Origin of the sequence: Helicovermis profundi (assembly GCF_033097505.1) — a bacterium.
In the GTDB taxonomy this organism is placed as follows: domain Bacteria; phylum Bacillota; class Clostridia; order Peptostreptococcales; family Acidaminobacteraceae; genus Helicovermis; species Helicovermis profundi.
The window spans coordinates 1642436-1655166 of sequence record NZ_AP028654.1 but is presented as its reverse complement, the minus strand read 5'-3'; the positions used below and the strand labels follow the sequence as shown (position 1 = coordinate 1655166).

Below are 12731 nucleotides of genomic sequence, written 5' to 3'. Positions count from 1 at the left end.
AAATTATTTTAAAGTCTATAAAAAAGTATAGACTTTAATTTTTTTTAATATACAATATAATTATCATATAATCAGATAAGTGAAAAGAAGAGGTATTTATGGATTTGTTTGAGATTGCAGCGGAAAAGAATTTAGAAAAAAGCGCACCACTTGCAGAAAGAATGAAACCCCAAAAAATAGAATCATTTTTTGGACAGAAGCATATACTTGGAGAAAATAAAATTCTAAGAAGATTAATAAAAGCTGATAAACTTGGGTCAATTATTCTTTACGGACCACCAGGTGTTGGTAAAACAAGTCTTGCTAGAGTAATTGCAAAAACAACCACTTCTGATTTTAGAACAGTAAATGCAGTAACTTCTGGTGTTAAAGAACTAAGAGAGGTTATTAAAATTGCAAAAGATAATTTAGGTCTTTACTTTAAAAAGACAATCCTATTTATTGATGAGATACATAGATTTAATAAAGCACAACAAGATGCAATACTTCCATTTGTAGAAGATGGTAGTATTACTCTAATTGGTGCGACAACTGAAAATCCGTATTACGAAGTAAATAATGCGCTTATTTCAAGATCAAGTGTATTTAGATTAGAAAAATTAGTTAAAGACGAAATTGAACAAATAGTAAAAAATGCCCTATCAGATAAAGAAAATGGATTTGGAAACTTCGATATTAAAGTTGAAAGCGAAGCTCTTGAGTTTCTAAGTGAAATTGTTGATGGTGATGCAAGAAAAGCGTTAAATGCAATTGAAATTGCAGTCTTATCTTCTGATTTTTCTGATGGGTCAGTAATATCAAAAGAAATAATTGAAGATTGTATTCAAGAAAAAAGTTTTCATTACGATAAATCAGGTGATTCGCATTATGATATCACTTCGGCTTTCATTAAATCAATTAGAGGTTCTGACCCAGATGCATCACTTCATTATCTTTCTAAAATGATTATGGGTGGTGAAGATATAAAGTTTATTGCAAGAAGACTTATAATACTCGCGTCTGAAGATATTGGAAATGCTGATCCGAGTGCACTAACCTTAGCTGTAAGCGGAGCGAATGCTATAGAAAAAATAGGAATGCCTGAATCAAGAATTATTTTGTCTCAAATTGTAACGTATCTTGCGAGTGCACCAAAATCTAATTCATCATATATTGCAATTAATAATGCTCTCTTAGACGTCAAAACACTTGATTGCGGAAATATTCCTTTTTATTTAAAAGATGCGACTTCTTTAAAAATGACTAAAAAAAATGAGAGTATTGATGGTCTTACTTATAAATATCCACATTCATATCCTAATAATTATGTTAAGCAAGATTATTTGCCGAAGAAAATAAGGAATCACAAATATTATATTCCAAGTGAAAATGGCTATGAAAAAAAAATAAATGAAAGAATGAATAAATTAAATAATATTTTTAAAAAAACCGAGTGAATATTCACTCGGTTTTCCTATTAAATATTTACAAGCATTCCATTAATAACTGATTTTGCATTTAAATCGTCGCTTATATATTTAATAAGCTCGAATCCAAAGTTAATGGCAGTTCCAGGACCTTTACTCGTTATAACATTTTTATCAATTATAACTTTCTCATCACTTATTATGGCACCTGTCAATTGATTTTCAAAACTTGGATAGCAAGTTGCTTGTATATCCTGTAGTATATTTGCCTTTGCAAGCACAATAGGTGCTGCGCAAATTGCAGCTATTAATTTGCCTCTATGGAAATTTTCAAAAATTAATTTAGTTAGAGTGGAATCATTCTTTAAATTGGTACTTCCAGGCATTCCACCAGGTAAAATTATTCCGTCAATATTTTTGCTACTAAGGTCTTTTATCAATAAATCAGTATTTATAGTAATATTATGTGCTCCTGTAACTTTAATTTTGTCATTAATTGATACGGTTCTTACATCAATTTTTGCACGTCTTAACATATCTATAACGGTTATTGCCTCTAATTCCTCAAAACCATGTGCTAAAAAAATATAATACATATGACCTCCTAAGCTATTATTAAATAATAATTTATAATATTATATCAAATTAATTGAAAAAAATGTTAATTTTTTTTCAATTAATGCCGATAATATTAAAGAGAAATAATTAATATTAGGAGAATATCTATGAAGCCAGCCAGAGTTGGAGAAGGAATTATTGGAAATAAAATAGTTGAACCAGTTTTTACTTTCAATGGCAATATGCTTCTAAACAGAGGTACTATTGTTAATAGCAAAGTACTTAAAAAATTAATGGGTCATAATATTAATTTTGTTTATGTTATAGAAGATATAAAAAAAGATATTATACCTATTAATACTTTAGAGGAAAAAAGAATTGCTAGAGCTGAAAGTACAATTAAAAAGGTGTTTTTAGATACTTTACATAATGAAAAACTTGGAGTAAAAACCTTAATACCTGAAGGAAATCTTATACTTGTAGAAAAAATTATTGATTCTATCTTAAAAGATCTAAGTGACAGTAAGGACATTCTATTTACATTATCAGATTTAATTGATACTGATGAATATACATATAAACATAGTATTAATGTTACGGTACTTACTATTTTAACAGCAAATTCACTTAATTATAAAAAGAATGATATAAAAAATATTGCTCTTGGTGCGCTACTTCATGATATTGGTAAAATAATGGTTAAAGATAATTTAATTGCAAAACCTGGTAAGCTTACTGAAGACGAACGAAATGAAGTCATGAAACATTCTGAATTTGGATTTCAAATTGTAGATTCGATTGAAAAACTTTCCTTTACAACAAAACAAATTATAAGGTTGCACCATGAAAAATTAGATGGTAGTGGTTATCCCTTAGGATTAAAAGGGATTGAAATTCCTGAGTATGTTAGGATTGTTACGATTTGCGATATGTTTGATGCTATGTCTACTAATAGGGTATATAGAGACAAAATGTCTATATATAAGGTCTTTGATATATTAAACGGCGAATCAATTTATAGAATTGATACCGAAATATACAAAGCAGTAATTACAAATATTTGTGTATTCCCTCCAGGAAGTGGAGTGATATTAACGGATGATAGAATGGGAATTGTTGCAAATTATAATAGATTTAATCCAACTAGACCTAGAGTGCGTGTTATTAATACTAACTCTAATTTATTAAAAGTCGAAATTGTTAACCTAGAGAAAGAATTGAAATTATTCATAAAAGACAAATGGGATGTCGACGAATATTTAGAAGAAATAAGAAGAAGAAAGATAAGAAATAAAAAAATACTAAAAACAAATTCATATATAAGTTAAGCCAATATAACAACTTTGTTGATATATTGGCTTAACTTTATAATGTGATGATTTTTTCAACTAATACATCTGTATACAAATATAGCAAATTAGAAACTTCTTCAGCAAATGAAGGTTTAATTCTTATTGATTTTGTGCATACAGATAAAATTTCTTTTGGTGTTGGAAAATAATCATAAGCAATGTTGTTTGACAACAGCATATTCTCAAGTTTAAAAAGATTGGTTTTGTTTACTACAATTAAATAAGTCATTTTCTTTTTCATTTTATCACCATAATGATTATATCATTTTAGACATAAATTTGACTAATAATATTTATAATAAGTACATAAAAAACATTTAGATATTATTATATTTTTACAAATATCATAATTTTTTATTATATATAAAAAATTATGATATAATTATATCAATTATTGAAATTGAATATATATTGATGTATTATGTAAATTGAGAGTGAAATTGAATAAAGTTTCGTAGTTTTACTTTAATAGTTTTTTAAAAGTATCTTAAACATGTTATTATTTTTTAGTATTACTAAATTATTAATATTTATTAATGAGGGGGATAAAAATGAAAACAGACGTACAGATAGCACAAGAAGCAAAAATGCAACACATCGGAGATGTAGCAAGTAAAGTGGGCCTTAAGTTAGAAGATTTAGAATTATACGGTAATCACAAAGCTAAGATACATTTAGATGTAATGGATAGATTAGAAAAAGAAGAAGATGGAAAATTAATACTAGTAACTGCAATAAATCCAACAGCAGCAGGAGAAGGTAAAACAACTACAAATGTCGGACTTTCAATGGCACTAAATAAAATAGGAAAAAGAACATTTACAGCACTAAGAGAGCCGTCTCTTGGACCATGTTTTGGAGTAAAAGGTGGAGCAGCTGGTGGTGGATATTCACAAGTGGTACCAATGGATGATATAAATCTTCATTTTACAGGAGATATTCATGCGGTAACAACTGCAAACAACTTACTTGCAGCACTTATAGACAACCATCTACATCAAGGAAACCCATTAAATATTGATCCAAAAAGAATCGTTTGGAGAAGAGCAATTGACATGAATGATAGAGCTCTTAGAAGTATAACAGTAGGACTTGGACCAAAAGGAAATGGAGTAGTAAGACAAGATGGATTTGATATAGCTGTAGCATCAGAAATAATGGCTATTCTTTGCCTTGCAACAAGCATGAGTGACTTAAAAGAAAGATTAAATAAAATGATTATAGGTTATACTTACGATAAAAAACCTGTAACAGCAGGTGAGTTAGAAGCGACAGGATCGCTTGCCTTATTATTAAAAGATGCAATAATGCCAAACCTAGTACAAACTTTAGAAAATACACCAGCACTAATTCACGGTGGACCATTTGCAAATATAGCACATGGATGCAACTCGGTAGTAGCGACAAAAATGGCATTAAAACTTGGTGATTATGTAGTAACAGAGGCTGGTTTTGGAGCAGATCTCGGAGCTGAAAAATTCTTTAATATCAAATGTAGAGCAGCTTCACTTAAACCATCAGCAGTAGTAGTAGTAGCAACAGTAAGAGCCCTTAAGAATCACGGCGGAGTAGCAAAAGCAGATTTAGGAAAAGAAAATATGAAGGCTCTAGCAGATGGATTTGAGAATTTAGAAAAACAAATTGAAAATGTGAGAAAGTTTGGAGTACCAGCAGTAGTAGCAATAAACGCATTTCCAACAGATACAAAAGAAGAATTAACATATGTAGAAAAGAGATGTAATGAGCTTGGAGTAGATGTGGCACTTTCAGAAGTATGGGCAAAAGGCGGAGAAGGTGGAATTGCATTAGCTGAAAAAGTTGTAGAACTAGCAGAAAGTGGAAAAGCAGAATTCAAAGTACTATATGATTTAGAACTTAGTGCAAAAGAGAAAATCGAAAAAATATGCAAGGAAATATATGGAGCAGATGGAGTAGATTTTACTACAAAAGCATTAAATGATATTAAAAAGTATGAAAATGATGGAATAGGAAGTTTACCAATATGTATGGCAAAAACACAATATTCTTTATCTGACAATCCAAAGTTACTTGGAAGACCAAAAGGATTCAAGATAACAATAAGCGAAGTAAAAGCGTCAGCAGGAGCAGGATTCTTAGTAGCAATGACAGGTGCAATTATGAGAATGCCAGGACTACCAAGAGTACCAGCAGCAACAAAGATGGATATATTAAAGAGCGGAGAAATTATCGGCTTATTCTAAAGATAAACATAATTATATTAAATAAATAAAAAAATACAAGGTGACTTACCTCAGAATAGGTGAATTTGCCTTGTATTTTTTTGCATAGCTAATTAAAGTGGTGCAGCGCCAAATAACAATCTTCGATTGTTACCATTCGACTTGTCGCTTAGTTTCACTTACTATAAATGAATTTCTTGGTTTCGGAGGGTATTTTTCCCGCCGAACCTTAAAAAACATAATCCAGGGCCTTCTAGAATTCTTTATTTTCACTATAATTAGTGAAAATATTAGAATTCTAAGGCATCGGATAAAAAAAACAAATTAAAACTCCTTTTGTAAGCTTTCTTATAAGGTGTTTTCTTGGTTTTGTAAAAGTATATAAAGTGGTGCACCGTCGAATTCACCTGCTTTGCAGGCTACCATTCGCCTTGTCGCTTAGTTTCACTCACTATAAAAAAAACAAATTAAAACTCCTTTTGTAAGCAAGCTTACAAGGTGTTTTAATTTGTTTTTTTTGCACCACTTCAATTTGTTCGAATATTCAAAAAAATAAAGGGTATTAGTAAGTTGTATAGAAAAACATAATTATAGTACTCATTATACTAAGGATTCTAGTTTTTAATGTAAAAGGGGGATTTAAAATGGAAATTCTTAAAGTGTCTTCAAAGTCTAATCCTAATTCAGTTGCGGGAGCTTTAGCCGGGGTTATAAGAGAACATGGATCAGCAGAAATGCAAGCAGTTGGTGCAGGTGCAATTAATCAAGCGATTAAGGCAATTGCAATTGCAAGAGGTTTTGTAGCTCCTAGCGGTATTGATTTAGTTTGTGTACCGGCATTTGCTGATATTGTTATTGATGGCGAGGAAAGAACTGCGATTAAATTAATAGTTTTTCCAAATTAAATATAAAAGGAGGAAATTATGGAGATTTTAAAAGTTTCGTCACACTCTAATCCTAATTCAGTTGCAGGTGCATTAGCAGGTGTTATTCGTGAGTATGGTGAGGCTGAAATTCAAGCAATTGGTGCAGGAGCAGTAAATCAATCTATTAAAGCAATTGCAATTGCAAGAGGATTTGTTTCACCTTCTGGAATAGATTTAATTTGCACGCCAGCATTTACAAATATAGAAATTGAAGGTGAAGAGCGTACAGCGATTAGATTAATTGTACGACCGAAAAAATAGAATAATTTCTCATTTAATATAGCTGATACTCTAAAAGAGTTATAAAATTGGCTATATTTTTTAGTTAAAAAGACCAGCTAGTAATAGTCAAGTAATTTAATAAAAAAAGTTCTTATTAAAAATGAGCATACTAAATAATGCTCGAGTAAAAATGAACATTCAATATTATTTACTGTAAAAATATTTATTAAGCAGCAACAGGATTATGAAGTTTAGATTCTAAAAACATCCTTTTGTGGACGAGTGGATTTCTAACTTCATATGGTTTTTGATTTTTTAGTATTGAAAAAATATAGCGAAGTAGTTTATTCATAACAGCTACAAGTTTAACTTTTTTCTTTTTCTTATCAAGGGCTATGTGATAATATTCATACAAAACAAGATTTATTGGCTTTTTATTTTTACTTGTACGTATTGAAGCAAGAGCGACTGTGTACAAAGCTCTTCTACCTATAGCAGTACCACGTTTGGACATTTTATTGCGATCACCGCTAAAATTGCCAGATTGATTAACGCTAGGATCTACACCGAAAAAAGCTACAAGTTGTTGAGGCTTAGAAAAATTATTAATATCACCCATTTCAACTAACAAAGTAATTGCAGTTATATCACCAAGACCTTTGAAACTTTTAAGAAGATTAATATTTTGTTTAAATACTTCTCCAAAAGAGGCATTGTCAATATATTGGTGAATTTCATCTACAATATTTCTAAGTTGATTTGTATAAAAATCAAAACTTTCGCTAAAACGTATTACTTTAGATTCAAAAAGCAAGGGAGTAATACCAATGATATTGGCACTATTAGCGATTTTTATAAGTTTGTTATATTTATTATTAGCCCAACTAGAACCACGTCTTGATGACTTTGTTAGAAGTTCAATAACAACTTTGGGCTCAGCGTTAAGAAGATGTTTAGGTGTTGGATATTTTCTAATAAATATTAAAGGTGTCTTACCTGTTATATTAGCAAATGCATTTTGAAGTCCTGGATAGTTAATATAAATATTATTTGAGAAAGTTTTTTTCAAATTTGCCTTTAAATCAACAACTTTGTAATACTCACGAACTAGGAGTTTAAGGTGTAAAAACTCCTCACTAGTGAATGTTGAAGTCTTTACATTATCAAATTTACAAATTTTTGCGATGGAAAGAGAATCTAATTTATCAGTTTTTACTTTTCTTATGTTCGAATTCTTGTTAGAATTAGTTATCAGAGGATTTATTACATGTATATCAATCTGATTTTTAACAAGAAAATGAAGAAGAGTAAGATGATATATTCCCGTGGATTCGCAAAATACTTTGGGACTATCGTTAAACTCTTCTTCAATTTTTTGTAGAAAAAGAAGAAGTTTATTGAAGCCCCCAAGTGTATGGCTAATTTTAAGGTTCTTACGGAATACGTCGCCATTAGGTTTTAAAGCAGTAACTACTGAAAAATTAGCAGCAACATCAATGCCTACAACAGGCAAATGGTAATAGTTAGACATAAAATAACCCCCATTTAAAATAATAAAGAGTAACAATAATTAGTGAGTCAATTAACCTTGTAAGTGACACGAATAATTCTCTAATAATATTTATGATCAAAGAGAAATTCAACCAGCTAAATCAAAGAATCTCACAATAATGCAAGCTTTGTTACGAATATAAACTCAAGAAATGAGTCATTCAAGGAGAAGACGCATATACTCTTTATGAGATAACTATAATAGAAAAATTACAGTATGTTAAGTGGTTGAACTTATTTTTAATCACAAACAATATAAATGAATTAGGTAAGAATATTCGCAAGAAACTTAAGCAATATTTCTAACCTAATTATACAAGGAGATTAATATGGATGAAAGAATATGTGAAAGTTGTAAAAACCCTTTTTTTGCAGATGCTAACCTGTCTATTTGTAATGTTTGTATAGAATCGTTATTTAATTCTGTGAAGGAGTATATTAGTGAAAATAGAAATGCAACAATAAATGAAGTTATAGAAAATACAAATGTTAAAAGAAAATATATAAATAAATGGCTTAGAGAAGGTAGGCTTGATTTAAAATCCAAATTAGTTGATGATGAAATGAAAAAAATAAATGATTTTAAAAATCAAGTTGCTAAAATTACTAGTTTGGTAGAAGACAAAGAAAATGATAAATTAATGAATAAACAAAAGCCAAAATTTCATATCAAATGATATAATTTATTAAGGTTTTTAATGCAATAGAAAAAAATATATTTCTATTGAAGTTATACAAAATATATTATATAATTATTTCGAACTTATATTTAAAAAAACTTAAAATAGTTCGTATATTTTAATAAGGATGTGTAAATATGTATAGCAAATATCAAAATCCTCTAATTGAGAGATATGCAAGTGATAAAATGACGTATATTTTTTCTCCTAAAATGAAATTTAGCACTTGGAGAAAACTTTGGACAGCACTTGCTAAAGCTGAAAAAGAATTAGGCTTAAATATTACAGATGAGCAAATCAAAGAACTTGAAGAAAATATATATAATATAGACTTTGAAGTGGCAAAGAAGCATGAAAAGAGATTAAGACATGATGTAATGGCACATGTTCATGCATATGGTGATGTATGTCCAAAGGCTAAAGGTATAATTCATTTGGGTGCTACTAGTGCTTTCGTTGGAGATAATACTGATATTATTGTTTTAAAAGATGCTCTTGAATTAATAAAAGGAAAAATTGCAAATCTTTTATATAAATTAAAAGATTTTTCAATAAAATATAGGGATGTTCCAACACTAGGATATACACATTTTCAGCCAGCTCAAATAACAACAGTTGGGAAAAGAGCAACTCTATGGATGATTGACTTAGTTATGGATTACAATGATTTAGTTTATGTATCAAATACTTTGATGCTTAGAGGTGTTAAAGGAACTACAGGAACACAGGCTAGTTATTTAAAACTTTTTAATAATGATCATGATAAAGTAAAAAAACTTGATACATTTATTGCAAAAGAATTTGGTTTTAAAGATAGTTTGGCAGTTACAGGACAAACATATACAAGAAAAATTGATTCTAGAGTTATAAATGTAGTTGGTGGAATCGCTCAATCACTTCATAAAATGACAAACGATATTAGATTACTTCAAAATTTAAAGGAATTAGAAGAACCTTTTGGAAAGAACCAAATTGGCTCTTCGGCAATGGCTTATAAGAGAAATCCAATGAGAAGTGAAAGGATTTCTTCGCTATGTAAGTTTGTTATTTCTAGTACAATGAGTCCTCAGTTAGTAGCAGCAACGCAGTGGTTTGAAAGAACACTAGATGACTCGGCAAATAGAAGACTTACCTTAGCAGAGAGTTTTTTAGCGATAGATGCATCACTTGATATTGCAAACAATATAGCTACAAATATGGTTGTATATGAAAAAGTAATAAAAAAACATTTAGATGCTGAATTACCTTTTATGATGACTGAAAATATAATGATGGAAGCGGTAAAAAAAGGTGGAGATAGACAAGAGTTACATGAGCTTATTAGAGTTCATTCTATGGATGCTGGTAGTAAAGTTAAAGTAGAAGGAAAAGATAATGATTTGCTTGAAAGAATTGCAAATGATACTAAGTTTGATTTAACATTAAGTGAACTTAAAAAAATTGCAGAGCCATCGCTTTATATTGGAAGAGCATCAGAGCAAGTAGAAGAATTTATAATTTCAGAAATTGATCCAATACTCAAAGAAAATGCTGATGTACTTGGAGAAGATGTTGAATTAAATGTATAATAATTAATTTTAAGATAAATTGAATTAAAACTTTGAAGTAGAAACTTAAATTTATAAGATTCTACTTCAAAGTTTTTTTATATTTTATCCGATGCCTTAGAGTTATAATCCTCCCACTTCTAAAAAAAGTGGGGGGATAAAGGACTCTAAAAAGGCCCTAGATTATGTTTTCTAAGATTCAGTGGGAGTAAAAACTCCCTCTGAATCTTAGAAATTAATTTATGAAAAAGAATCTTTAATAGGAATTGTTAGCATTCTGTCTTAGTGAGTGCTAAAAAGTATTGACAATAGAAAAATATTGAGTTAATATATTGTTAGAAAAAAAAATAAGGAGTGATTATTTTGAGTAAAGAAAAAGGAAGTTTATCAATTCATAGTGAAAATATTTTTCCAATTATTAAAAAATGGTTGTATTCTGATCATGATATATTTGTCAGAGAGCTTGTTTCGAATGCATGTGATGCTATTACTAAACTTACAAGATTAAATTCTTTAGGAGAAATTTCTTTAGAAGATAATGAATTTAGCGTAAAAATTATCCTTGATAAAGAAAATAAAACAATTAAAATTATCGATAATGGTATTGGAATGACTGCTGAAGAAATTAAAAAGTATATTAATCAAATTGCTTTTTCAGGAGCTGAAGATTTTCTTGAAAAATACAAGGATAAAGGTGATAAAGAGCAAATTATAGGTCATTTTGGACTTGGTTTTTATTCAGCGTTTATGGTAGCTGAAAGAGTTCAAATTAATACTAAATCATATGTTGAAAATAGTGAAAGTGCACTTTGGACTTGTGAAGGTGGTACAGAATTTGAAATAGCAGATGGAACAAAAGAAAGTAGAGGAACTGAGATTACATTATTTGTTTCAGATGAGGGAAAAAGTTTCTTAGATGAATACACTTTAAGAAGTACAATTGAAAAATATTGTTCATTTATGCCTTTTCCAATTTATTTAGAAGTTGTTGGCAAAGAGCCTAATAAAGATGAAGATGGAAATGTAATTATTGAAGATCCCAAGGCAATTAACGTTACACAGCCACTTTATGTTAAAAAACCGAATGAATGTACAGATGAAGAATATAAAGAATTTTACAAAGATACATTCAAAGATTTTAAGGAACCATTATTTTGGATTCATTTAAATATGGATTATCCATTTAATTTAAAAGGTATTTTGTATTTTCCTAAATTAAACACTGAATTTGATACACTTGAAGGGCAAATAAAATTGTATAACAACCAAGTTTTTGTTGCAAATAACATTAAGGAAGTTATACCAGAATTTTTACTACTATTAAAAGGCGTTATTGATTGCCCCGATTTACCTCTAAATGTTTCAAGAAGTTTTTTACAAAATGACGGATTCGTTAAGAAAATTTCTGACTACATCTCAAAGAAAGTTTCTGATAAACTTAGTGGTATGTTTAAAACTGACAGGCTTTCATATGAAAAATTCTTTGATGATATTAGTCCTTTTATAAAATATGGTTCATTAAAAGATGAAAAATTCGCAAAAAAAGTTGAAGAAATTATGCTTTACAAAAATAAAAGTGGAAATTTTGTTACGATAAGTGAGTATTTAGATTTACATGCTGGCAAATTGGAAAACAAAGTATATTATACAACTGATATTGTTCAGCAAGCTCATTATATTGAATTACTTAAAGAACATGGTATTGATGTTTTAATTCTTAATCATTCAATTGATCCACCATTTGTTTCATTATTAGAGTCTAAGAATGATAAAGTTAAATTTATTAGAGTTGATGCAGATTTAAGTGATGTTCTTACTGATGCTCAAATTGAGAGTGATACTGAAGAAACAATAAAAATAACTGAAGAATTATCTAATGTTTTCAAAAGTGCATTAAATAAAGAAGAAATGAAATTAAAAGTTGAAAGTTTTAAATCGAACGAAGTATCAGCTATGATTGTATTATCTGAAGAGAATAGAAGGATGCAAGATATGCTTAAAATGTATGGTAATTCAGGAATTGATCCTAATATGTTTCCTTCAAATGAAGAATTAGTCCTTAATAAAAACAACAAACTTGTGGACTTCTTAATTAATAGTAATTATGAAGAAAATAAAGAATTAATGGATACTGTTGCAATGCAGGTTTATGATTTAGCACTTATTGGTCATAAAAAGCTTTCACCTGAAAAAATGGTTGAGTTTTTAAAGAGAAGTAATAAAATTTTAAATATGATTATCTAATTTATAAAAAGCAAAAGCGCTAGTTGACGTAATTATATTATGTT

General features: G+C 29.1%; 11 protein-coding genes. 8 read left to right on the top strand and 3 right to left on the bottom strand.

Annotated features, from left to right (window positions below):
• Nucleotides 1–98 precede the first annotated feature (98 nt).
• On the top strand, nt 99–1436 hold the full coding sequence (locus AACH12_RS07250) for a replication-associated recombination protein A (RefSeq protein ID WP_338534769.1): 1338 nt from the start codon (nt 99–101) through the stop codon (nt 1434–1436).
• A 20-nt stretch (nt 1437–1456) separates the two neighbouring features.
• On the opposite strand, the gene AACH12_RS07245 is transcribed toward AACH12_RS07250, so the two are convergent.
• Entirely contained in the window at nt 1457–2002 is a 546-nt protein-coding gene (locus tag AACH12_RS07245) for a DJ-1 family glyoxalase III (RefSeq protein WP_338534768.1), read from the bottom strand.
• A 129-nt stretch (nt 2003–2131) separates the two neighbouring features.
• Between AACH12_RS07245 and AACH12_RS07240 the strand changes: the two genes are divergently transcribed.
• Nucleotides 2132–3292 carry an HD-GYP domain-containing protein gene (locus tag AACH12_RS07240; RefSeq protein ID WP_338534767.1) on the top strand — a complete coding sequence of 387 codons (1161 nt, stop codon included), beginning with the start codon at nt 2132–2134 and terminating at the stop codon, nt 3290–3292.
• Nucleotides 3293–3329: 37 nt separating this feature from the next.
• On the opposite strand, the gene AACH12_RS07235 is transcribed toward AACH12_RS07240, so the two are convergent.
• On the bottom strand, nt 3330–3557 hold the full coding sequence (locus AACH12_RS07235) for a putative Se/S carrier-like protein (protein ID WP_338534766.1): 228 nt from the start codon (nt 3555–3557) through the stop codon (nt 3330–3332).
• Between the two features lie 310 nt (nt 3558–3867).
• Here AACH12_RS07235 and AACH12_RS07230 point away from each other — a divergent pair, with 310 nt between their 5' ends.
• From AACH12_RS07230 to AACH12_RS07220, 3 genes are all read left to right on the top strand, one after another.
• Nucleotides 3868–5538: a formate--tetrahydrofolate ligase gene (locus tag AACH12_RS07230; protein WP_338534765.1), complete on the top strand. Its 1671-nt coding sequence runs from the start codon at nt 3868–3870 to the stop codon at nt 5536–5538.
• Nucleotides 5539–6161: 623 nt separating this feature from the next.
• Nucleotides 6162–6422, top strand: coding sequence for a stage V sporulation protein S (locus tag AACH12_RS07225; RefSeq protein ID WP_338534764.1), 261 nt, complete (start codon nt 6162–6164; stop codon nt 6420–6422).
• Between the two features lie 18 nt (nt 6423–6440).
• Nucleotides 6441–6704 (top strand): stage V sporulation protein S, encoded by a 264-nt coding sequence (locus AACH12_RS07220; RefSeq protein ID WP_338534763.1) that lies wholly within the window; start codon nt 6441–6443, stop codon nt 6702–6704.
• 187 nt (nt 6705–6891) lie between these two features.
• On the opposite strand, the gene AACH12_RS07215 is transcribed toward AACH12_RS07220, so the two are convergent.
• Nucleotides 6892–8196 (bottom strand): IS110 family RNA-guided transposase, encoded by a 1305-nt coding sequence (locus AACH12_RS07215; RefSeq protein ID WP_338534762.1) that lies wholly within the window; start codon nt 8194–8196, stop codon nt 6892–6894.
• A 349-nt stretch (nt 8197–8545) separates the two neighbouring features.
• On the opposite strand from AACH12_RS07215, the gene AACH12_RS07210 reads away from it, so the two are divergent.
• From AACH12_RS07210 to htpG, 3 genes are all read left to right on the top strand, one after another.
• On the top strand, nt 8546–8893 hold the full coding sequence (locus AACH12_RS07210) for a hypothetical protein (RefSeq protein WP_338534761.1): 348 nt from the start codon (nt 8546–8548) through the stop codon (nt 8891–8893).
• 140 nt (nt 8894–9033) lie between these two features.
• Nucleotides 9034–10464, top strand: coding sequence for an adenylosuccinate lyase (gene purB, locus AACH12_RS07205; RefSeq protein ID WP_338534760.1), 1431 nt, complete (start codon nt 9034–9036; stop codon nt 10462–10464).
• 342 nt (nt 10465–10806) lie between these two features.
• Entirely contained in the window at nt 10807–12687 is a 1881-nt protein-coding gene (gene htpG / locus AACH12_RS07200) for a molecular chaperone HtpG (RefSeq protein WP_338534759.1), read from the top strand.
• Nucleotides 12688–12731 lie beyond the last annotated feature (44 nt).